General features: G+C 72.3%; 20 protein-coding genes. 13 read left to right on the top strand and 7 right to left on the bottom strand.

From position 1 onward, the window contains the following. Genes rimI through V6N00_RS00975 form a run of 3 tightly spaced genes read left to right on the top strand, consistent with a single transcriptional unit; the run spans nt 1 to nt 2,199 of the window. Nucleotides 1-513 carry a ribosomal protein S18-alanine N-acetyltransferase gene (gene rimI / locus V6N00_RS00985; protein WP_334230723.1) on the top strand — a complete coding sequence of 171 codons (513 nt, stop codon included), beginning with the start codon at nt 1-3 and terminating at the stop codon, nt 511-513. Then, nucleotides 510-1,613, top strand: a complete 1,104-nt coding sequence (tsaD, locus tag V6N00_RS00980; RefSeq protein WP_334230222.1) for a tRNA (adenosine(37)-N6)-threonylcarbamoyltransferase complex transferase subunit TsaD — start codon at nt 510-512, stop codon at nt 1,611-1,613. Before rimI ends, tsaD begins: the two co-directional genes overlap by 4 nt. Nucleotides 1,614-1,635: 22 nt before the next feature. Then, the gene (locus tag V6N00_RS00975) at nt 1,636-2,199 is read left to right on the top strand and encodes a GNAT family N-acetyltransferase (protein ID WP_334230221.1); all 564 of its coding nucleotides are present in this window, start codon (nt 1,636-1,638) and stop codon (nt 2,197-2,199) included. 54 nt (nt 2,200-2,253) lie between these two features. On the opposite strand, the gene V6N00_RS00970 is transcribed toward V6N00_RS00975, so the two are convergent. Continuing rightward, nucleotides 2,254-3,483, bottom strand: a complete 1,230-nt coding sequence (locus V6N00_RS00970) for an MFS transporter (RefSeq protein ID WP_334230220.1) — start codon at nt 3,481-3,483, stop codon at nt 2,254-2,256. A 37-nt stretch (nt 3,484-3,520) separates the two neighbouring features. Here V6N00_RS00970 and V6N00_RS00965 point away from each other — a divergent pair, with 37 nt between their 5' ends. Further along, entirely contained in the window at nt 3,521-4,096 is a 576-nt protein-coding gene (locus V6N00_RS00965) for a TetR/AcrR family transcriptional regulator (RefSeq protein WP_334230219.1), read from the top strand. Between the two features lie 40 nt (nt 4,097-4,136). Here V6N00_RS00965 and V6N00_RS00960 read toward each other — a convergent pair whose 3' ends face one another. The 4 genes from V6N00_RS00960 to V6N00_RS00945 form a co-directional block, all read right to left on the bottom strand. After that, nucleotides 4,137-5,285 carry a glutamate--cysteine ligase gene (locus tag V6N00_RS00960; RefSeq protein ID WP_334230218.1) on the bottom strand — a complete coding sequence of 383 codons (1,149 nt, stop codon included), beginning with the start codon at nt 5,283-5,285 and terminating at the stop codon, nt 4,137-4,139. 111 nt (nt 5,286-5,396) lie between these two features. Further along, the gene (locus V6N00_RS00955; protein ID WP_334230217.1) at nt 5,397-6,809 is read right to left on the bottom strand and encodes an APC family permease; all 1,413 of its coding nucleotides are present in this window, start codon (nt 6,807-6,809) and stop codon (nt 5,397-5,399) included. A gap of 48 nt (nt 6,810-6,857) precedes the next feature. Continuing rightward, nucleotides 6,858-7,835, bottom strand: coding sequence for a carbon-nitrogen hydrolase family protein (locus tag V6N00_RS00950; RefSeq protein WP_334230216.1), 978 nt, complete (start codon nt 7,833-7,835; stop codon nt 6,858-6,860). Between the two features lie 163 nt (nt 7,836-7,998). Continuing rightward, entirely contained in the window at nt 7,999-9,243 is a 1,245-nt protein-coding gene (locus tag V6N00_RS00945) for a class I SAM-dependent methyltransferase (protein WP_334230215.1), read from the bottom strand. A 253-nt stretch (nt 9,244-9,496) separates the two neighbouring features. Between V6N00_RS00945 and groES the strand changes: the two genes are divergently transcribed. Then, complete coding sequence (groES, locus tag V6N00_RS00940) at nt 9,497-9,793, top strand: co-chaperone GroES (protein ID WP_334230214.1); 297 nt, start codon at nt 9,497-9,499, stop codon at nt 9,791-9,793. A gap of 70 nt (nt 9,794-9,863) precedes the next feature. Then, on the top strand, nt 9,864-11,468 hold the full coding sequence (gene groL / locus V6N00_RS00935) for a chaperonin GroEL (RefSeq protein ID WP_334230213.1): 1,605 nt from the start codon (nt 9,864-9,866) through the stop codon (nt 11,466-11,468). Between the two features lie 132 nt (nt 11,469-11,600). On the opposite strand, the gene V6N00_RS00930 is transcribed toward groL, so the two are convergent. Next, nucleotides 11,601-12,122 carry an SRPBCC family protein gene (locus V6N00_RS00930; RefSeq protein ID WP_334230212.1) on the bottom strand — a complete coding sequence of 174 codons (522 nt, stop codon included), beginning with the start codon at nt 12,120-12,122 and terminating at the stop codon, nt 11,601-11,603. Nucleotides 12,123-12,124: 2 nt separating this feature from the next. Continuing rightward, the gene (locus V6N00_RS00925; RefSeq protein ID WP_334230211.1) at nt 12,125-12,514 is read right to left on the bottom strand and encodes an ArsR/SmtB family transcription factor; all 390 of its coding nucleotides are present in this window, start codon (nt 12,512-12,514) and stop codon (nt 12,125-12,127) included. Nucleotides 12,515-12,755: 241 nt separating this feature from the next. On the opposite strand from V6N00_RS00925, the gene guaB reads away from it, so the two are divergent. The 7 genes from guaB to guaA all read left to right on the top strand — a co-directional run bounded on the left by guaB (nt 12,756) and on the right by guaA (nt 21,229). Continuing rightward, the gene (gene guaB, locus V6N00_RS00920) at nt 12,756-14,279 is read left to right on the top strand and encodes an IMP dehydrogenase (RefSeq protein ID WP_334230210.1); all 1,524 of its coding nucleotides are present in this window, start codon (nt 12,756-12,758) and stop codon (nt 14,277-14,279) included. Nucleotides 14,280-14,330: 51 nt separating this feature from the next. Beyond that, complete coding sequence (locus tag V6N00_RS00915) at nt 14,331-15,470, top strand: GuaB3 family IMP dehydrogenase-related protein (RefSeq protein WP_334230209.1); 1,140 nt, start codon at nt 14,331-14,333, stop codon at nt 15,468-15,470. An 82-nt stretch (nt 15,471-15,552) separates the two neighbouring features. Continuing rightward, the gene (locus V6N00_RS00910) at nt 15,553-17,292 is read left to right on the top strand and encodes a glycerol-3-phosphate dehydrogenase/oxidase (protein WP_334230208.1); all 1,740 of its coding nucleotides are present in this window, start codon (nt 15,553-15,555) and stop codon (nt 17,290-17,292) included. Nucleotides 17,293-17,322: 30 nt separating this feature from the next. Beyond that, a complete protein-coding gene (locus tag V6N00_RS00905; RefSeq protein ID WP_416385001.1) occupies nt 17,323-17,862 on the top strand; it encodes a PTS sugar transporter subunit IIA in 540 nt (179 codons plus the stop codon). Nucleotides 17,863-17,990: 128 nt separating this feature from the next. Continuing rightward, complete coding sequence (locus V6N00_RS00900; RefSeq protein WP_334230207.1) at nt 17,991-18,989, top strand: SURF1 family protein; 999 nt, start codon at nt 17,991-17,993, stop codon at nt 18,987-18,989. A gap of 2 nt (nt 18,990-18,991) precedes the next feature. After that, nucleotides 18,992-19,549 carry a DUF3817 domain-containing protein gene (locus V6N00_RS00895; protein ID WP_416385000.1) on the top strand — a complete coding sequence of 186 codons (558 nt, stop codon included), beginning with the start codon at nt 18,992-18,994 and terminating at the stop codon, nt 19,547-19,549. An 87-nt stretch (nt 19,550-19,636) separates the two neighbouring features. Next, nucleotides 19,637-21,229, top strand: coding sequence for a glutamine-hydrolyzing GMP synthase (gene guaA / locus V6N00_RS00890; RefSeq protein ID WP_334230206.1), 1,593 nt, complete (start codon nt 19,637-19,639; stop codon nt 21,227-21,229). Nucleotides 21,230-21,318 lie beyond the last annotated feature (89 nt).

Here is a 21,318-nt window from a genome sequence, read left to right as displayed (position 1 = left end):
ATGACGGCGGCGGACCTCGACACGGTGCACGCCCTCGAGCTGAGCCTGTTCCCGATCGACGCCTGGCCCGCCCAGATGTTCCGCGACGAGCTCGCCCAGACGGACACCCGCCGGTACCTCGTGGCCGAGATCTTCACGCCGCGTGGGCCGCGGATCGTGGGGTACGCCGGGCTGATGTGCGTGCTGCCGATCGCGGACGTGCAGACCATCGCCGTCGAGCCCGCGCACGAGGGCCGCGGTATCGGCAGCGCCCTGCTCACCGCACTGATCGACGAGGCCACCCGCCGCGGCGCCGACGACGTGCTGCTCGAGGTCCGCCGCGACAACCCCCGCGCGCAGGCCCTCTACCTCCGGTTCGGATTCGAACAGATCCACGTGCGGCCCCGGTACTACCGCGACGGCGTCGACGCGCTGATCATGCGCAAGCAGCTCTCCGCGCCCGCGAGATCCGACGGGAACGGCCACGCCGACGACGGCGCCACCGACGACACCCCGCGAGGAGGCACCGCATGAGCACCGGACCCCTGGTCCTCGGCATCGAGTCCTCGTGCGACGAGACCGGTGTCGGCGTCGTCTCCGGCACCCGGCTGCTCGCCAACGCCGTCTCCTCCTCGATGGACGAGCACGTGCGGTTCGGCGGCGTCATCCCCGAGATCGCCTCGCGCGCCCACCTGGACGCCATGCTGCCCACCCTCCGCGCCGCGCTCGACACCGCCGGCGTCGGGCTGGCCGACGTCGACGCCATCGCCGTCACCTCCGGCCCGGGCCTCTCCGGGGCGCTGATGGTCGGCGTCAGCGCGGCCAAGGCGCTGGCGCTGGCCACCGGCAAGCCGCTCTACGCGGTCAACCACCTGGTGGCGCACGTCGGCGTCGGACTGCTGGACGGGGAGACAAGCGACAGCGCCGCGGGCAGCGAGAACGAGAACCCGTTGCCCGAGAATCTGGGCGCCCTGCTCGTCTCGGGCGGCCACACCGAGATCCTGCGGGTCCGCTCGATCGCCTCCGACGTCGAGCTGCTCGGCGCGACGCTCGACGACGCCGCCGGCGAGGCCTACGACAAGGTGGCCCGCATCCTCGGCCTCGCCTACCCGGGCGGTCCGGCGATCGACGCCGCCGCGGCCGACGGGGACCCCCGCGCCTTCGCCTTCCCCCGCGGTCTGACCGCGCCCAAGTACCTCGGCTCCACGGAGGCACCCGGCTCCCACCGGTACGACTTCTCCTTCTCCGGCCTCAAGACCGCGGTGGCCCGCGTCGTCGAGGGCTTCACCGCCCGCGGCGAGACGGTACCCGTGGCCGACGTCGCCGCGTCCTTCCAGGAGGCGGTGGCCGACGTCATCACCCGCAAGGCCGTGCTCGCCTGCCGGGAACACGGCATCACCTCCCTGCTGCTCGGCGGCGGCGTCGCCGCGAATTCCCGGCTGCGGGCGCTGACCGCGCAGCGCTGCGCCGAAGCCGGCATCGAGCTGACCGTGCCGCCCCTGCGGCTGTGCACCGACAACGGCGCCATGGTCGCCGCGCTCGGCGCTCAGCTCGTGGCCGCCGGCGTCGCCCCGAGCGGCACCGGCTTCGGCGCCGACTCGTCCCAGCCGGTCAGCGAGATCTCCCTCGCCTGAGGGCAGGACAGGAGGCCTCCCGATGGAGGAGCTGCACACCGACCGGCTGCTGCTGCGGCGCTGGACCACCGACGACGCCGACGTGGACTTCCTCGCCGACATGTACGCGCGGTGGGAGGTGCAGCGCTTCATCGGCCGGTTCCCTCGCGTGAGCACCGACCGATCCGAGGCCGTCGCCCGCGCCGAGCGGTACGCCCACGCCCACGAGGACCACCCGGTGCACGGCATCTGGGCCGTCGCCGACGCCACCACCGGACAGCGGTTCGGGACGATCCTGCTCAAGGACCTGCCCGCCTCCGCCGCCCGCGAGGGCGCCGACGACGCGCTGACCCCGTCGGGCGACACGGAGATCGGCTGGCACCTGCACCCCGGCGCGTGGGGTCACGGCTATGCGGCGGAGTCAGCGATCCGGGTTCTGGCCCACGCCTTCGACCACGGGCTGCCGCGGGTCCTCGCCGTCACGCACCCCGACAACGCCGCGTCCCAGCGCGTCGCCCGCCGGATCGGGATGACGGACGCGGGCGTCACCGGCCGGTACTACAACACGACCTGCGCCCTGTTCCGGATCGACCGGCCCGGCGACTGACGGGTCTCGATCCACGCCGCCCCGGTCATGACGTCGGGTCGACGCGCGTGCCGGTCAGGCCCGCGCCGGCACCGCAGCAGCCGGGCGCCGTCGGTCGCTGAGCGCGCTCGCGAGCACGAACGCCACGATCCCGGCGAGCGGCACGACCAGGAGCCCGACCCGCAGGCCCGCGTGATCGGCCACGAGCCCCACGATCGGCGGGGAGAGCAGGAAGCCCAGGCGCATCAGCCACGACACCACGGTCAGGCCCGTGCCCGCCCGCAGGCCGGGCAGTTCGTCCGCCTCGTGCATCGCGGCGGGCACGAGGGTCGCGACGCCGAGGCCGGCTGCGGCGAAACCGGCGATGGTGCCCGGCACCGACGGGACGAGCAGCGCCACGCCCATGCCCACGGCGGTCACGGCACCGCCGGCGCGGGCGACGGCCCGCTGCCCGAACCGGTCGACCAGCCGGTCCCCGAGCATCCGCCCGATGAACTGGGCGCCGACGAGAGCGACGAACCCGGCGGCGGCCACGGCGGCCGGGGCGCCCAGGCTCGCGTGCAGGTAGAGGGCGCCCCACGTCGAACCGGCATCCTCGACGAGCGTCCCGGACATCGCGACGAGCACGAGCGCGGCGATGATCAGGACGAGCCGGAGCGAGGGCCGTGGCCGCGCACCGGCGGCGAGTCCGGTGCCGCTCGCGGCCGCCGCGTCGATGTCGTGGCCGGGCAGGCAGAAGCGGGCCGCGACGAGCGCCACGATCGAGAACAGCGCCGCGGCGATCGCCAGGTGCACGGGTGCGGGCAGGCCGAGCGCGATGGCCCCGGCCGCCATCGACCCGCCCAGCACCGCGCCGATCGACCAGATGGCGTGGAAGGAGTTGATGATCGACCGCCCGTACTCGCGCTGCACCCGCAGCCCGTGCGTGTTCTGCCCGACGTCGGTGATCGCGTCCGCGGCGCCGGCGAGGAACAGGGTGATGGCGAAGACCGGCAGGGAGGGCCCCGAGGCGGCGGCGACGGCGCCGAGTGCGGTCAGTACCGTGCCGACCACCGCGGTGCGGGCCGAGCCGAGCCGGCGGATGACCGGTGCGGCGGCCAGCCCGGCGACGATCGCACCGGTGGGGAAGGCGGCGACGGCCAGCCCGTAGACGGCGTTGTCCGCACCGAGGGCGCTCTTGATGCCCGGGTAGCGGGGGATCAGGTTGGCGAAGAGGGCGCCGTTGGTGAGGAACAGCGCGGCGACGGCGAACCGGGCGTGCCGCAGCTCGGCGGTGGGCGGCGCGACGGGGGGAGCGGACGACATGGGCACGATCGTACCGCTCTTGTGTACGATCGTACACATGACACGAGAGGCGACCGGCGGTACCGGGGGAGGAGTCCGCACGCGACGGCACGACCCCGACCGGCGGGACCACATCATCGACGCGTGCCTGACGGTCATCGCCGCCGACGGCGTCGCCGGGACCTCGCACCGGAAGGTGGCCGCCGCGGCGGACGTGCCCCTGGGGTCGATGACCTATCACTTCGACGGGATGGACGACCTGCTGCGTGCCGCCTTCACTCGTCACGCGGACCAGGTCGCCCAGCGCTTCCGGGAGCGGATGAGCGCGGCGACGACGCCGGAGCAGGCTCGGCAGGCCGTCGTCGACCTCATCGTGCGCGGCGTCTTCGCCGACCAGCGGGACCTCGTCCTCACCCTCGAGCTCTACACGCTGGCCGCACGCCGCCCTGACTTCCGGGCGCTGACGGACGCCTGGATGACGAGCAGCCGCGAGGCACTCGAACGGCACTTCCCCCCGGAGACGACGCGCCGGCTCGATGCCCTGATCGAGGGGATGACGATCCACCGGGCCCTCGGCGTGGGGCCGGACGAGGCGAGCGTCGCGACCGCCGTCGCCCGCATCGCCGATGACTGACGCCGCCAGATCGGGGAACGACAGAACGCCGCCCGGGAGCTCAGCGCAGCGGTTCGCGCATCCGCCCGACCGCGTCGAGCACGACGGCGCGCAGGTCCCCACCATGCTCCTCGGCCACCCGCCGCTGGCGCTGGTAACCGGCGCCGTCGCGGATGATGTCCTCGACGCCGGCGAGCTCGTCCCGGCAGCCCAGCCGGTCCGCGATCGGCTCGAGCCGGTTGATCGTGTTCATCAGCTCGTCGGTGACGAGGCGCTCGCGGGAGTCGGCGCCCAGGATGATGATGGCTTCGAGCCCGTACCGGGCCGCCCGCCACTTGTTCTCCGAGCGGTGCCACGGCGGCATCACCGGGATCGAGCCGCCGCCGTCGAGGGTGTCGGAGAACTCCGTGACGAGGCACTGGGTCAGGGCCGCGATGGCGCCGACCTCGCGCAGCGAGGAGACGCCGTCGCAGATGCGCATCTCGACGGTGCCGAGCGTGGGGGAGGGGCGCACGTCCCACCGGATCTCGTTGAGCACGTCGATGACCCCGGTGGTGAACATGTCCCCGGCGTAGTGCTCGTACTCGGTCCAGTCGTCGAAGTGGTACGGCAGGCCCGCGGCGGGCAACTGCTGGAAGATCAGCGCTCGCTGCGACGCGTACCCGGTGTCCTCGCCGTCCCAGAACGGCGACGACGCCGAGAGGGCCTGCAGGTGGGGGAAGTAGTTGACCAGTCCGTCCACGACCGGCAGCGCCTTGTCCCGGTGGTCCAGGCCGACGTGCACGTGGACGCCGTAGATGAGCATCTGCCGACCCCACCACTGGGTGCGGTCGATCAGCTTGGCGTACCGCTCCTTGTTGGTCACCGGCTGGCTGCCCGAGTGGCTGAATGGATGGGTGCCGGCGGAGAACAGCTCGATGCCCATCGGGTCGGTGGCCGCCCGGACGGTGGCGAGCGACCGGGAGAGGTCGTCGGTCGCCTCGCGGACGGTGTGGCACACGTCGGTGACGAGCTCGACGGTGTTCAGCAGCAGCTCGCGGGCGATGTGCGGGTGGTCGTCGTCGGCGGCCCAGCGGGGATCCTCCCGGTGGACGGCGTCGAGCACCTCGTCCGCCCGGGAGACCAGTTCGCCCGTCGTCGCGTCCACCAGGCCGATCTCCCACTCGACCCCGAGGGTGGACTGCTCGGACCGGGCGAAGTCGATGCGCATGGAGCTGCTCCAGGGGACGGGAGAGGACGGGGAACCCGGCGATGCCGCCGGACCGTCAGTCTAGGGCGTCCCGGCCACCGTCCGGTGGCCGGGACGCCGTCGTCCGGCGGCTCAGAACTCCTCGGCGGCCACCTCGGGCGGCTGCCGGCGGAAGCCGCGGGTGATGATCGTCAGGACGATCATCCCGACGACGAGCCAGATCCCGCCCAGGGTCAGCGCGTTGCTGTCCAGCTGGGTGAGCAGGTAGGCGATGACGAGGAAGCCGATCGCGGGGAACACCAGGTCGAGCACGACGTTGACCGGCTCACCCGTGCGGCGCACCCGCACGGCGCGCACGATCACCGAGAGGTTGACCATGCCGAACGCGACGAACGCTCCGAAGTTGACGAAGGACGTCGAGGTCGCGACGTCGAGGAACATCGCGATCAGCCCGATGACGCCGATGGCCAGGATGCTCAGCCACGGGGTCTGGAAGCGCGGGTGCACGCGGCCGAAGAAGCGGTGCGGCAGCACCCCGTCACGGCCCATCGCGAACATCAGGCGGGAGCCGGAGGCCTGCGCCGCGAGCCCGGAGGTGAACTGGGCGATGACGAGGCCGGCGAGGAAGATCGCGCTGAACAGGTTGCCGCCGATGGTCTTGGCGATGTCGAAGGCGGCGGAATCCGCGTCGGTGAAGGTGCCGCCCGGGTGCACGAGCTGGGTCGCGTAGGTGACGACGAGGAAGATGCCGCCACCGATGAGGGCGACGAGCAGGATGGCGCGCGGCACCGTCTTCCGCGGCTCGACGGTCTCCTCCGAGAGGGTCGTGACCGCGTCGAAGCCGAGGAACGAGTAGGCGGCGACGGCCGCACCGGCGGAGATCTGCGCGAGCGAGGAGTGCTCGCCGGTGAAGGGGCTCGCGCTGATCAGGCTGCCGGTGCCCTGGCCGCCGAGGACGCTGGCGGCCGAGAGCGCGACGAACACGACGATGACGAGCAGCTGGAACACCATGAGCACGAAGTTGACGCGGTCCGCGACGCGGATGCCGATCACGTTGAGCACGGACGTCACGAGGATGTACACGACGATCCAGATCCAGCCCGGCACCGCGGGGAACTGCGCCTGCAGGTACGAGGCGCCGATCAGCCAGATGACCATCGGCAGGAAGATGTAGTCCAGCATCGTGCCCCAGCCGACCAGGAAGCCGATCCGGGAATCGATGGTCCGCCGCACGTAGGTGTAGGCCGACCCGGCGCCGGGGATGGCGCGGGCCATGCGGCCGTAGCTGTTGGCCGTGAACAGCATCGCGACCAGCGCGAGCAGGTACGCGGCGGTCGAGGCGCCGCCGGTCTCCTCCGCGATGACGCCGAAGATGCCGAGGACGATCATCGGGGCCAGGTAGGCCAGCCCGAAGAGGACGAGCGAGTGCAGGTGCAGGGTGCGGTTCAGGTGCGGGCTCTCACCTGAACCGGAGGCAGCACCGGGGGCGGTGCCGGTGGTGGTGTCGGACGGCGTGGAGGGCGAGGGCGATGCGGGAGAGGACATGGGGACTCCGGGGAACGAGAGGACGGGGGAGGAATCGGTGGGGAGGGGTCAGGGAGCAGGCGGCGGGGCGGACCCGGGGGTCCAGTGCTCCGGATGGATGCGGCCCCCGTACATCGGCAGCGCCAGCGCCGGGTCGGTGGGCAGGAACTGGGCCCACATCCGGTTGGTGCCCGCGGTGCCCGTCTCGCGCACCCGGGGGACGGCGGTCAGGTCGAGCTCGGCCACCAGCACGGCGTCGTGCTCGTCCTGGGCCTGCGCAAGGACCGCGCCCTCCGGGTCGACGACGATGCTGCGGCCGGCGCCGTGCGGGCCGGCCGTGTTCACGCTGACGACGAAGGTCTGGTTGACGATCGCGTTCGCACGGGCGAGGACGAGCTCCTGAGCCCGATCGGGCGTCGTGGTCTGGACGACGTTGAGCACGAGGTCCGCCCCGAGCCACGCCAGGTGCCGCGCGTGCTCCGGGAACCACGCGTCATAGCAGATGGACAGGCCGGCGCGGGTGGCGCCGCCGTCCGGCAGGGGCAGCTCACCCACGACGAACCGGTCGCCGGGGGTGTAGGGCTCGAACGGGCGCCACGGGAAGATCTTGCGGTACGTGGCGGTCAGGGTGCCGTCCGGAGCGAACAGCAGCGACGTGTTGAACAGCTCGCCGTTCTCGCCGCGCTCGCAGATGCTGCCGGGCGCGAGCCCGACGCCGCGGGCGGCGGCGAGGGCGCCGAGCGCGGCGACGACGGGGTCGGTCAGCGGGACGGCGGCGGCCTGGAGGGTGGGCACCCGGTCGTCCTCGGGCAGGTCGAGGACGCCCACGAGGTGCAGTTCGGGGAAGACGACGAGGTCGGCGTCGGGTACCTGCGCGAGCACGGCGTCCAGTTCGGCGGCGAAGGCGTCGAGCCGGTCGGCGGGGCGGGGGCGGTCCGGGGCGGCCGGGATCGGCGCGTGCTGCACCCCGACGACGCGCAGTGACCCGGTCCCCGACGGGAGGTCGCGGTCGTCGCGGTGACCGCGGATGTTGCTCTCGGTGTGCACCCGGTCACTCTAGGCGCGTCGAACGCCCCTCGTCCCCCCGCATGATGACAACGAGTTCGCGAATTCGTCGTGCACCTGCACACTCACAGCAGCCTTCCGACCGCTTCGGACCGGCCGCTGCGCGGTCCTCCGACCAGATCCGACCGGACGCGACCGGACGCCGTCAGCGGGGGACGGGGTCGGCGACGATCGCGACGCGCTTCTCCGTGGCGCCGAGCCGGGTGAGGATCAGCGTCGCCCGTCCGGGGCCCTTGGGCGCCAGTTCGCGTCGCACCTGCTCGGGCGTCTGCGCGATGCCGCGCTTCTTGATCTCGAGCGTCCCGACCTGGTGCTCCCGCACCCAGGCGCGCAGGGTCTTGAGGTGGAAGGGCAGCACCTCCCGCACCGTGTAGGCCCGGGCGAAGGGCGTCGGCACGTGGGTGTCGGCGCTGAGGTAGGCGATCTGGTCGTTGAGCTGGTGGGCGCCCAGACGCCGCGCCAGATCGGTGACCAGGCCCGCACGGATGACGGCGCCGTCGGGCTCGATCACGTACCGCCCGACCGGGCCCACCTCACCGTCGAACGCGTCGGGGGCGAACGGCTCCGGACTGGTCAGCTCGGCGGGGGCGCCGTGGGCGGGCAGCACGACGGCGGCACGGGCGACGCCGTCGCGGCGCAGCGGCCCGAACCAGAGGGCCACCTCGGCCACCCCACCGTCGACGCTGACCCACTGGGCCTCGGCCTCGGCGGGGACGGACTCGTGCGCCAGTCCCGGACCGAGCTTGACGCCCACCGGGGTGCCGGCCGCGGCGAGGGACTCGACGAACGAGAACGGCGGGGAGAAGGACTCGGGGTCGAACAGTCGGCGCGACGCACCGCCGGTACGGGTGGTGTGCCCGGTCCGCCGGGCGGGGTCGAGCCACACGCCGTCGACGTCGGTGAGGTCCACGGCCGTCGCGTCCGCCTGCACGACCCGCGCGTTCGGCCACGGCATGAGGTTGAGGGTCGCCACGGCGGCGGTCGTCTCGTCCTGCTCGACGGCGGTGACCTCCCGGTCCAGGGCGGCCAGCGCCATGGCGTCGGCGCCGATGCCGCAGCCCAGGTCTGCGACCCGCCGCAGGTCCGCCGTGACGTACCGCTGGGCGTGCAGGGCGGCGACGGAGAGGCGCGTCGCCTGCTCGAGCCCGTCGGGCGTGAAGAGCATGGTGGAGGCGAACTCGCCGAACTTGTCCGCGGCACGGGCCCGCAGCCGGGCCTGGCTCAGCACCGCCGCGACCAGCTCGGGCGCGTACCCCTCGCGGCGCAGCGACTCGTTCAGCGTCAGCGCCTGCTTCTCGTCGTAGCGGCCCACCCGGTTCAGCAGCTCCCACCCGGCGGGCGTGAGGAGCGGGGCGATGGCCGACGGGGAACCGGGATCAGGTGTGGCCATGCGATCCAGCGTATCGAGCACGGAGACGCGGGGGGACGCGGGCGGACACATCGCTGGCACTCGCCTTGACCGAGTGCCAGCGGCTGCCTAGAGTCGTTTCTGGCACTCTCCGCGTGAGAGTGCTGACCCTCAGGCTCGGTGCCGCCGGCACCCGCGACGACGGCCGGTATCTGACCGAGGGCAGGAATCAGCGCGCGCGCCCACGTCCGTGGGCTCGCGCAGGTATCAGCCCACTAGCGAAGGAGAGTGCCGCGTGTCGGTCTCCATCAAGCCCCTCGAGGATCGCATCGTCGTCCAGCCGCTCGAAGCCGAGCAGACCACCGCTTCCGGCCTGGTCATCCCGGACACCGCCAAGGAGAAGCCCCAGGAGGGCAAGGTCGTCGCCGTGGGCCCCGGCCGCGTGACCGACAACGGCACCCGCGTGCCCGTCGACGTCGCCGAGGGTGACGTCGTCCTCTACTCGAAGTACGGCGGAACCGAGGTCAAGGCCGGGGGCGCCGAGTACCTGGTCCTTTCCGCCCGCGACGTCCTCGCGATCGTCACCAAGTAAGCACCCCGTGAACACCCCGGCTCGCCGTCCGTGCGCAGCCGGGGTGTTCATGCGTTGAGAGGAGAGCCGCATGGCCAAGCAACTGCAGTTCAACGACGCCGCCCGCAAGGCGCTGGAGGCCGGTGTCGACAAGCTCGCCGACACCGTCAAGGTCACCCTGGGCCCCCGCGGCCGCAACGTCGTGCTCGACAAGAAGTGGGGCGCCCCGACCATCACGAACGACGGCGTGACCATCGCCCGTGAGGTCGAGCTGGACGACCCGTACGAGAACATGGGTGCCCAGCTCGCCAAGGAGGTGGCCACCAAGACCAACGACGTCGCCGGTGACGGCACCACCACCGCGACCGTGCTGGCCCAGGCCCTGGTCAAGGAGGGCCTGCGCAACGTCGCGGCCGGCGCCGCCCCGGGCGCCCTCAAGCGCGGCATCGAGGTGGCCGTCGAGGCCGTCGCGAACCGCCTCAAGGAGAACGCCCGCGACATCGAGGGCAACGAGGTGGCGCACGTGGCCACCATCTCCGCGCAGGACCGGCAGATCGGCGAGCTGCTCGCCGAGGCGTTCGAGAAGGTCGGCAAGGACGGCGTCATCACCGTCGAGGAGTCCTCGACGACGCAGACCGAGCTGGTCGTGACCGAGGGCATGCAGTTCGACAAGGGCTACCTGTCCCCGTACTTCGTCACCGACGCGGACCGGCAGGAGGCTGTCCTCGAGGACGCGCTGATCCTGATCAACCAGGGCAAGATCTCCAACCTGGCGGAGTTCCTGCCGCTGCTGGAGAAGGCCCTCGGTTCGTCGAAGCCGCTGTTCATCATCGCGGAGGACATCGAGGGCGAGGCCCTGTCCACCCTCGTGGTGAACAAGATCCGCGGCACCCTGAACGTCGTCGCCGTCAAGGCGCCGGGCTTCGGTGACCGCCGCAAGGCCATGCTCCAGGACATCGCGACCCTCACGGGCGCGCAGGTCGTGTCCCCGGACCTCGGCCTGAAGCTGGACCAGGTCGGCCTCGAGGTGCTCGGCACCGCCCGCCGGATCACCGTGACGAAGGACAACACGACCATCGTCGACGGCGCCGGCTCGAGCGACGACGTCGCCGGTCGCGTCGCGCAGATCCGTTCCGAGATCGAGCGGACCGACTCCGACTGGGATCGCGAGAAGCTGCAGGAGCGTCTCGCCAAGCTGGCCGGTGGTATCTCCGTGATCAAGGTCGGCGCCGCCACCGAGGTGGAGCTGAAGGAGAAGAAGCACCGCATCGAGGACGCGATCTCCTCGACGCGTGCCGCCCTGGAGGAGGGCATCGTCGCCGGTGGCGGCACCGCCCTCATCCACGCCGCGAAGGCCCTCGACGAGGACCCGACCGTGCAGAAGCTCGAGGGTGACGCCGCGACCGCGATCGGCCTGGTCCGCCGCGCCGTGGCCCAGCCGCTGCGCTGGATCGCCGAGAACGCCGGGCACGACGGCTACGTCGTCGTCTCGCGGGTCGGCGAGCTGAACCCGGGCGAGGGCTTCAACGCCGCGACCGGCGAGTACGGCAACCTGCTGGCCGCCGGCGTCATCGACCCGGTCAAGGTCACCCGCTCGGCGCTGCAGAACGCGGCCTCGATCGCCTCCCTCGTGCTCACCACCGAGACCCTCGTGGTGGACAAGCCGGAGGACGACGAGGACGGGCACCAGCACTGAGCTGAGGCCTGACTCGGGCTGAGTTCGTCGCACGAGGCCCCGCGGACCGTTCGGTCCGCGGGGCCTCGTCGTGTGCGGGCCCGCGCCGGGGCCTTTCCGTGCCGCGGCGGCGCGACCGCGCCCGGCGGACGGTCAGGCCGAGGACGCCTCCGTGTCCACGACCAGTTCCTCGAGCCGGTCGTAGCCCTCGCGCATGCCGGTCTCCATGCCGGAGGCGAGCATCCCGTCCCGCGCTTCCACGCTGGGGTAGACAGCGTGGCCACGCAGCCGGCATCGGCCCGCTCCGTCCGGCTCATCTCCTCCCGGCTCCGCCGGGAGCGCTTCGAACGTCATCGACTCGATGCTCACGACGTCGGGCACCCCCTCGAACTCGAAGGTCTGGACGGCGAACTCGTTCTCGCGCACCGTGTGGAACGTCCCGCGGAAGCCGAACGTCTCGCCGGCGGGATTGCGATGCACGAAGCTCCACGCGCCGCCGCTGCGGAAGTCCCAGGCTCCGACGTCCATGGTGTAGCCGTGCGGGCCCATCCACCGCGCGACGAGCGCGGGGTCGGCGTGGGCGCGGAAGACGGCGGCCACGGGGGCGTCGAACTCCCGGGTGGTGTCGATGAAGGGCAGACCCTCGGGGGCCTCGACGGTCAGGGCGTTGCTCATGATCACTCCTCGGGTGAGCGGTGGGGTGCCGGGGGAGCGTCCTCCGGCTCGGGTGCGGCGTCGAGCACCTCGTCGAGGGCTCGATACCGCGTCTCGTGGACCAGCCGGTAGCGGTCGATCCATGCGGTGAGGCGCTCGAGGCGTTCCGGTTCCAGGTGCACCGGGCGGCGCTGCGCGTCGCGGGTGCGGCTGACCAGTCCGGCGTGCTCGAGGACGCCGATGTGCCGGGAGACGGCCTGCTTGGTGATGGGATGCGGCTCGGCCAGGTCGTTCACCGTGGCCGGACCACGGCTGAGGCGGGCGACGATGGCGCGGCGGACCGGGTCGGCCAGCGCCAGGAAGGCCTGGTCCAGCCAGGCCTCGGTGGCATGCTCCGCCTCGCGTCGCGGCATCGCCGTCACCTCCGTCGGCACCTGGGCTCAAGCCCGGCGATCAATGAATCATTTGATCAACGGTAATGTTGATAAAAAGGACGATAGATCCGCCGTGTGACGGGCGTCAAGGGGGCCGGTGAGATCGGTCACCGACGCCTGCCGGGCCCTGCCCGGCGGCATAGGATGGTCGGCAAACCCCAACCTGTCCGGGCCGAGCCGGGTCATCCTCGGCGGCCCACGCGATCACGAGAAGGCGAGCATGGCGGACGAGAACGAGACGGTGGACCAGCACGATCCGTTCGGGCTGATCGGCCTGACCTACGACGACGTCCTGCTGCTGCCCGGCGCGACCGACGTCATCCCCTCCGAGGCGGACACCTCCTCCCGGCTCTCCCGCCGCATCACCGTCGCCACCCCGCTGCTCTCCGCGGCGATGGACACGGTCACCGAGTCGCGGATGGCGATCGCCATGGCCCGCCAGGGCGGCCTCGGCGTCATCCACCGGAACCTCTCGATCGCGGACCAGGCCGAGCACGTCGACCGGGTCAAGCGCAGCGAATCCGGCATGATCACCCGGCCCGTCACCATCGGCCCCGAGGCGACGCTGCTCGAGCTGGACCGGCTGTGCGCGTACTACCGCGTCTCCGGCCTGCCCGTCGTCGACGAGGCCGGCACCCTGCTCGGCATCATCACCAACCGCGACACCCGCTACCTCTCCCGCGCCGAGATCGCCAGCCGGTCCGTGCGCGAGGTGATGACGGCCATGCCGCTGGTCACCGGCCACCCCGGCATCAGCCGCGACGACGCCCACGCGCTGCTGGCGAAGAACAAGATCGAGAAGCTCCCGCTCGTCGACGACGCCGGCATCCTGCAGGGCCTGATCACCGTCAAGGACTTCACCAAGGCCGAGGAGTACCCGCTGGCCACGAAGGACGACGAGGGCCGGCTGCGCGTCGGTGCCGCCGTCGGCTTCTTCGGCGACGGCTACGAGCGGGCCATGACCATGGTCGAGGCCGGCGTGGACGCCCTGTTCGTCGACACCGCCAACGGGCACAGCCAGGGCGTGCTCGACATCATCGCCCGGCTGAAGAAGGACCCCGCCTCCGCGCACGTCGACATCATCGGCGGCCAGGCGGCGACCCGGGCCGGTGCGCAGGCCATCGTCGACGCCGGCGCGGACGCCGTCAAGGTCGGCGTCGGGCCGGGCTCCATCTGCACCACCCGCGTCGTCGCCGGCGTCGGCGTCCCCCAGATCACCGCCATCCACGAGTCCGCCAAGGCGACCCGCCCGGCCGGCGTCCCGCTGATCGCCGACGGCGGCCTGCAGTACTCCGGCGACATCGGCAAGGCCCTCGTCGCCGGTGCCGACACCGTGATGATCGGCTCCCTGCTGGCCGGCTGCGACGAGGCCCCCGGTGACCTCGTGTTCGTCAACGGCAAGCAGTTCAAGACGTACCGCGGGATGGGCTCGCTCGGGGCCATGCAGACGCGCGGCAAGAACACCTCGTACTCGAAGGACCGCTACTTCCAGGCGGACGTGCCCGACGACGAGAAGCTGATCCCCGAGGGCATCGAGGGCCAGGTGCCCTACCGCGGCCCGCTCTCGGCCGTCAGCCACCAGCTCGTCGGCGGCCTGCGGCAGACGATGTTCTACGTCGGCGCCCACGACGTCGCGCAGCTGAAGGCGCGCGGTCAGTTCGTCCGGATCACCCCGGCGGGTCTGAAGGAGTCCCACCCGCACGACATCATGATGACGGTCGAGGCGCCGAACTACAGCAAGTGAGGCCTCCGGGGCCCCGGCCGGCGCGCTGACGCGGCGCGATAGGGTGGTCCGGTGAATCCCCAGATCGAGATCGGCCTGTCCAAACGCGGTCAACGGGCGTACGCGCTCGACGACGTGGCGGTGGTCCCGTCCCGCCGTACCCGCGACCCGCAGGACGTCTCGCTCTCGTGGCAGATCGACGCGTACACGCTCGACATCCCGGTGCTCGGGGCGCCCATGGACTCGGTCATGTCGCCCGCGACGGCCATCGAGCTGGGCCGGCTCGGCGGCCTCGGGGTGCTCAACCTCGAGGGCCTGTGGACCCGGTACGAGGACCCGCAGCCGGTGCTCGCCGAGATCGCCGAGCTTCGCGGTGGCCGGTCCAACCCGGCCACCATCCGCCGGATGCAGGAGCTCTACGCCGCGCCCATCCAGGCCGAGCTGATCGCGTCCCGGCTCGCGGAGATCCGCCGGGCCGGGGTCACGGTGGCCGGCTCCCTGACGCCGCAGCGCACGCAGGACTTCTACCGCACCGTCGTCGACGCCGGCGTCGACATCTTCGTCATCCGCGGCACCACGGTCTCGGCCGAGCACGTCTCGACCAGCCGCGAGCCGCTGAACCTCAAGCAGTTCATCTACGAACTCGACGTGCCGGTCATCGTCGGCGGTGCCGCGGGCTACACGCCGGCCCTGCACCTGATGCGCACGGGCGCGGCCGGGGTCCTCGTCGGCTTCGGCGGCGGCGCCAGCGCCACCACCCGCCGGGCGCTGGGCATCCACGCGCCGATGGCGACCGCCATCGCGGACGTGGCCGCCGCCCGCAAGGACTACCTCGACGAGTCCGGCGGCCGGTACGTGCACGTCATCGCCGACGGGGGCCTGGGCACGAGCGGGGACATCGTCAAGGCCATCGCGATGGGCGCCGACGCCGTCATGCTCGGCAGCACCCTCGCCCGGGCCGAGGAGGCGCCGGGCGCCGGCTGGCACTGGGGCCCCGAGGCGCACCACGCGGAACTGCCGCGCGGTGAGCGGGTGCACCTGGACATCGTCGGGCCCATGGAGGAGATCCTGCACGGACCGGCCCGGCACTCGGATGGCTCGTCGAACCTCATGGGAGCGCTGCGGCGGACCATGGCCACCACCGGCTACTCGGACCTGAAGGAGTTCCAGCGCTGCGACGTCGTCGTGGCGCCCGTCCCCACGGTCGGCTGAGAGCGGACGGGCTCGCGGTGGCGGTTCCGATGGGGACAGAATGGAGTCAGACGGCAATCCCCACGGAAGGACGAGGACGACCATGGCTGACTTCACCGAGGCGAGCGGCGACCTGAGCCCGCAGTACCGCGACCACGCGGTGGCGGCGCTCAAGTCCACGACCGAGCAGCACCAGGAACTGGACATCCTGGTGGTCGGGGGAGGCGTGGTCGGCGCCGGTGCCGCCCTGGACGCGGTCACCCGCGGACTCGACGTCGGGCTGGTCGAGGCGCGCGACTGGGCCTCGGGCACCTCATCGCGTTCGTCCAAGCTGATCCACGGCGGCCTGCGCTACCTGGAGATGCTCGACTTCGCCCTCGTCAACGAGGCCCTCAAGGAGCGCGGGCTGCTGCTGACCCGCATCGCCCCCCACCTGGTGCGGCCCGTGCCGTTCCTCTACCCCCTGCACCAGCGGTTCATCGAGCGCCCCTACGTGGGCGCCGGCATCGCGCTGTACGACGCGATGAGCGTCTCCGGTTCGCACGGCCGCGGCCTGCCGATCCACAAGCACCTCTCCCGCCGGGCCACCCTGCGGGCGGCGCCGAGCCTGAAGCAGGACGCCATGGTCGGCTCGATCCGGTACTACGACGGCCAGGTCGACGACGCGCGGATGGTCACCAACATCATCCGCACCGCCGCGCACTACGGCGCCAAGGTGGTCAACCGGACCAGCGTGATCGACTTCCTGCGCGAGGGCGAGCGCGTCGTCGGCGCCAAGGTGAAGGACCACGAGAGCGGCGAGGTGTACGACGTCCGCGCCAAGCAGGTCATCAACGCCACGGGCGTGTGGACGGACGACACCCAGGCCCTCGTCACCGACCGCGGCCAGATGAAGGTCCGCGCCTCCAAGGGCGTGCACCTCGTCGTCCCGCGCGACCGCTTCCAGTCGACCGTGGGCCTGATCCTGCGCACCGAGAAGTCCGTGCTCTTCGTCATCCCGTGGGGCCGGCACTGGATCATCGGCACCACCGACACCGACTGGAACCTGGACAAGGCGCACCCCGCCGCGACCAGCGCCGACATCGACTACATCCTCGAGCACGTCAACAAGGTGCTCGTCCGCCCGCTGACCCGGGAGGACGTCGAGGGCGTGTACGCCGGGCTGCGGCCGCTGCTGGCCGGCGAGAGCGACTCGACCGCCAAGCTCTCCCGCGAGCACGTCGTCGCGCACCCCGTGCCCGGCCTCGTCGTCGTCGCCGGCGGCAAGTGGACCACGTACCGCGTGATGGGCAAGGACGCCGTCGACGAGGCCGTGCGCGCGCTCGACGAGCGGGTGCCCGAGAGCGTCACCGAGACGATCACCCTGCTCGGCGCCGACGGCTACCAGGCCGCGTGGAACCGGCGCGGCCGCACCTCCGAGCTCTCGGGCGTGCACGTGGCCCGCGTCGAGCACCTCCTGCAGCGCTACGGTTCGATGTCGCGGCACCTGCTGGCGATGATCGCCGAGAATCCCGAGCTCGGGGAGCCGCTGCCCGGCGCGGACGACTACCTGGCCGCCGAGGTCGTGTACGCGGTGACCCACGAGGGCGCCCGGCACGTCGAGGACGTGCTGACCCGCCGCACCCGCATCTCGATCGAGGCGTGGGACCGCGGCGACTCCGCCGCCCCCGTCGTCGCCGATCTGATGGCCGGGCCGCTGGGCTGGACGCCCGAGCAGCGCGACCACGAGGTCGAGGTGTACCTGGCCCGCGTCAAGGCCGAGCGGATCAGCCAGGAGCAGCCGGACGACGCGACGGCCGACGCCGAGCGCATCCGGGTCGCGGACATCGTCTCGGCGAACTGACCCGATGACCCGACCGGCGGGACGACGACCGTGAGCGAGCCCGGACAGGAGCAGCCGGACATCCGTCCGACGCCTGCCGAGCTCGACACGCTGCGCCTCTACGACGAGGGGCTCACGCGCGCGGACCTCGTGCTGCTCGACCTCTCGGCCGTCGACCGGGCCGACGCCGTCGGCCAGCTGACGGACCTGCTCGTCGCCGCCGGCCGGGTCACCGACCGGGACGCATTCACCGCCGCCGTGGGCGCGCGGGAGCACCAGATGGCCACCGGGCTGCCCGGCGGCGTCGGGCTCCCGCACGCCCGCAGCGAGGCGGTCACGCAGGCCAGCCTCGCGGTCGGCATCACGACGTTCGGGCAGCGGGTCGACTTCGGCTCGGCCGACGGCCCGGCGGACATCATCCTGCTGCTCGGCACGCCCGCCGGCTCGCTCAGCCTGCACCTCGAGGTGCTCGCCGGCATCGCCCGGTCCATGGCGCAGCCCAACGTCCGGGAGTCCCTGCGCCGGGCGTACGACCCCGAGGTGATCGCCGAGTTGGTCAACTCCACGTTCTGGTTCCCTCCCGAGGTCTGAGCGACCCCGGAGGGGTTGCCGTGCGGCCTGAGCCGACCCCCCGATCGCCCGCACCCGGGCGGCCGTTCCAACCCGGGGCGAGCGGGCGCCGGTTGGGTCCGGTGACGGCGGCCAGCTAGGGTTGATCCGTGCTTCGGACCGCCCTGAAGCCGCGGTGGATCGCGGCTCTCCTGCTCGCGCTGGCGGTCTCCACCGTGTTCGTCCTGCTCAGCCAGTGGCAGTTCTCCCGGTCCAGCGAGTCCGGGGCGCCGCCACCCGCGCAGACCGAGCAGGTGCGGCCGCTCCTCTCCGTCGCCCCGGCCGGGCGGGAACTGCTGACCACGGAGGTGGACCACCGGGTGAGCCTGACCGGGCGCTATCTGCCCGGCGCACGCGTGTTCGTCACCGGTCGGCTGAGCAACGGGGACCGCGGCTACTGGGTCGTGGAGCCGTTCGAGGTGCAGGGCGCACCGGCCGTCAGCGACTGGAAGGGTGCCGCCGCGGTCATCCCGGTGGCGCGCGGCTGGGTGGCCGACCCGGCCACCGCGGGCTCGACGCCGTCCGGCACCGTCGCGATCACCGGCCGCCTGCTGCCCACCGAAGCGCCGGCGTCCGGCACCACCGGCCCGTCGGACCAGGTCGGCGCCCTCGCGACCGCGCAGCTGGTCAACCGGTGGCAGCGGCCCATGTGGTCCGGCTTCGTCACGGCGGACACGGAGACACGGGGCGGTACCGAGGTCGGCGCACGGGCGTCGGGAGCGACGATGCGTCCCATCGTCACCACGGCTCAGCCCACCGGCACGTCGGTGAACTGGCTGAACATCTTCTACGCGGTCGAGTGGGTCGTGTTCGCCGGCTTCGCCATCTACCTGTGGTGGCGGCTCGTCGCGGACGACCATCAGCGCCGGCTCGAGGCGGACGGCGAGGATCTCGACGAGGACGCCTACGACGACGGCGACGACCCTGAGGACCCCGCCGACCACGACGCGGCTCACGGGAACCACCCCGGTGACCACCCCGACGCCGGTGCCGCGCCGGCCACGCCCGACGGCGTGACGGGCTCCACTCGGGTTCCATCCAGCCTGGCCGGGAAGAATCGGCAGGACAGCAACAGCGTTCCCCTCGCGGGGAACTCCAACGAGGTGTGACGGTGACAGAGAGCAACCCCCAGTCGACGACGGCGTCCGCGGCCCCTGCCCGGACGGGCGAGGCCGGCGGACCGGCGCAGCGCCGCCCCGCCGGGGCGGCCACCCGTCCCGCACGGCGTCGCTTCGGCGGCACCGGCGCCCAGATCCGCTCCGCGCTCGGCTTCTACCGGGTGATGGCGTACCTCACCGGTACCTTCCTCATCCTGCTGTGCATCGAGATGGTGGTCCGCTACGGCGCCGGGTACGACCTGATCGCCGGCGGCACCGACGCCGCCACCAACGCGACCGTCCCCCTCGGGCTGAACATGATCGCGGCCGACAACCTCACCGGCGGGCTCAATCTGTCCACGGGCGTGCTCATCGTGCACGGTTGGCTGTACGTGATCTACCTGATCTCCGATTTCCGGCTCTGGTCGCTCATGCGCTGGCCGTTCACCCGGTTCATCCTCATCGCGCTCGGCGGCGTCATCCCCGGGCTGTCGTTCGTGATGGAGCGCAGGATCCACCGCGAGGCCGAGCAGGAGCTCGTCGCCAATCCGAAGGCCGTGCGCCGCTACTGACGGCGGCCCCGGGGGAGCGGAGGAGCGTCCGCCCTCGGTGACCGGGGCGATTGGGGGCGGCGGCGGGCCGCCCACTACCCTTGGAGCGTGACTACCCCCGCCGATTCCTCCCCGCTGGAGCAGCGCCCGGTCCTCGTCGTGGACTACGGCGCGCAGTACGCCCAGCTGATCGCGCGCCGGGTGCGCGACGCGAACGTCTACTCCGAGATCGTGCCGCACACGCTGAGCACTGAGCAGATCCTCGCGAAGAACCCGTCGGCACTGATCCTCTCCGGTGGACCGGCGAGCGTGTACGCCGACGGCGCGCCCAGCGTGCAGGCCGACCTGTTCGACGCCGGGGTCCCCGTCCTCGGGATCTGCTACGGCTTCCAGGCGATGACCCAGGCACTCGGCGGCGAGGTGGCCCGCACAGGTCTGCGCGAGTACGGGTCCACGGTGGTCACCGCCGACGGCGGCAGCCGGTCCCTGCTCGAGGGCGTTCCCGACGCGCAGACCGCCTGGATGAGTCACGGCGACAGCGTGCAGCGCGCCCCCGAGGGCTTCGAGGTGCTCGCCAGTTCCGCCGGCGCCCCGGTCGCGGCCTTCGCCGACGAGAACCGCCGCCTCTACGGCGTGCAGTGGCACCCCGAGGTGCGCCACTCCGCCCACGGCCAGGCCGTGCTCGAGAACTTCCTCTTCCGTGGTGCCGGGCTCGCCAAGGACTGGACCACGAGCAACGTCATCGAGGAGCAGGTCGAGCGCATCCGTGAGCAGGTCGGCTCGGACCGGGTGATCTGCGGCCTCTCCGGGGGCGTCGACTCCGCGGTCGCGGCCGCCCTCGTCCAGCGCGCGATCGGCGACCAGCTCACCTGCGTCTTCGTCGACCACGGGCTGCTGCGGGAGGGCGAGGCCGAGCAGGTCGAGCGTGACTTCGTCGCCGCCACCGGGGTCAAGCTGTACGTCGCGCGCGAGGCGGACCGGTTCCTCGGCGCCCTCGCCGGCGTCACCGACCCGGAGACCAAGCGCAAGATCATCGGCCGCGAGTTCATCCGCGCCTTCGAGGCCGCCGAGCAGGCCATCCTCACCGAGGCGTCGGCTACCGGTGAGCGGGTCCGGTTCCTCGTCCAGGGCACCCTGTACCCCGATGTCGTCGAGTCCGGCGGCGGCGAGGGCGCCGCCACGATCAAGAGCCACCACAACGTCGGGGGGCTGCCCGAGGACGTCGAGTTCGAGCTGATCGAGCCGCTGCGCACCCTCTTCAAGGACGAGGTCCGTGCGGTCGGCGCCCAGCTGGGCCTGCCCGCCGAGATCGTCGGACGGCAGCCGTTCCCCGGACCGGGCCTCGGCATCCGGATCATCGGGGAGGTCACCGGTGAGCGGCTCGCCCTGCTGCGGCGGGCCGATGCCATCGCCCGCGAGGAGCTGACCGGCGCCGGCCTGGACGCCGAGGTCTGGCAGATGCCCGTCGTGCTGCTCGCCGACGTGCGCAGCGTCGGCGTCCAGGGCGACGGCCGCACCTACGGGCACCCGATCGTCCTGCGCCCGGTCTCGAGCGAGGACGCCATGACCGCGGACTGGTCGCGGCTGCCGTACGACCTCGTCGCCCGGATCTCCAACCGCATCACCAACGAGGTGGACGGCGTCAACCGGGTGGTTCTCGACGTCACGAGCAAGCCCCCGGGAACCATCGAGTGGGAGTGAGCCCCGGGCGAACCGATCGCGCTCGGGTGACGCGCAATGGCGCCGTGGACGCCGTCCTCCGCCTCGGCGCGCCGCACGACCGATAGGCT

The sequence above is a fragment of the Tersicoccus mangrovi genome (assembly GCF_036881825.1).
In the GTDB taxonomy this organism is placed as follows: domain Bacteria; phylum Actinomycetota; class Actinomycetes; order Actinomycetales; family Micrococcaceae; genus Tersicoccus; species Tersicoccus mangrovi.
Note: the sequence above shows the minus strand (reverse complement) of the source record. Positions and strands in the feature narration are given on the sequence as shown.

Excerpts from the sequence above, each read along its gene's own strand:
- rimI (WP_334230723.1), top strand. The coding sequence starts at position 1 with ATGACGGCGGCGGACCTCGACACGGTGCACGCCCTCGAGCTGAGCCTG.
- tsaD (WP_334230222.1), top strand. The coding sequence starts at position 510 with ATGAGCACCGGACCCCTGGTCCTCGGCATCGAGTCCTCGTGCGACGAG.
- V6N00_RS00975 (WP_334230221.1), top strand. The coding sequence starts at position 1,636 with ATGGAGGAGCTGCACACCGACCGGCTGCTGCTGCGGCGCTGGACCACC.
- V6N00_RS00970 (WP_334230220.1), bottom strand. The coding sequence starts at position 3,483 with ATGTCGTCCGCTCCCCCCGTCGCGCCGCCCACCGCCGAGCTGCGGCAC.
- V6N00_RS00965 (WP_334230219.1), top strand. The coding sequence starts at position 3,521 with ATGACACGAGAGGCGACCGGCGGTACCGGGGGAGGAGTCCGCACGCGA.
- V6N00_RS00960 (WP_334230218.1), bottom strand. The coding sequence starts at position 5,285 with ATGCGCATCGACTTCGCCCGGTCCGAGCAGTCCACCCTCGGGGTCGAG.
- V6N00_RS00955 (WP_334230217.1), bottom strand. The coding sequence starts at position 6,809 with ATGTCCTCTCCCGCATCGCCCTCGCCCTCCACGCCGTCCGACACCACC.
- V6N00_RS00945 (WP_334230215.1), bottom strand. The coding sequence starts at position 9,243 with ATGGCCACACCTGATCCCGGTTCCCCGTCGGCCATCGCCCCGCTCCTC.
- groL (WP_334230213.1), top strand. The coding sequence starts at position 9,864 with ATGGCCAAGCAACTGCAGTTCAACGACGCCGCCCGCAAGGCGCTGGAG.
- V6N00_RS00930 (WP_334230212.1), bottom strand. The coding sequence starts at position 12,122 with ATGAGCAACGCCCTGACCGTCGAGGCCCCCGAGGGTCTGCCCTTCATC.
- V6N00_RS00925 (WP_334230211.1), bottom strand. The coding sequence starts at position 12,514 with ATGCCGCGACGCGAGGCGGAGCATGCCACCGAGGCCTGGCTGGACCAG.
- guaB (WP_334230210.1), top strand. The coding sequence starts at position 12,756 with ATGGCGGACGAGAACGAGACGGTGGACCAGCACGATCCGTTCGGGCTG.
- V6N00_RS00910 (WP_334230208.1), top strand. The coding sequence starts at position 15,553 with ATGGCTGACTTCACCGAGGCGAGCGGCGACCTGAGCCCGCAGTACCGC.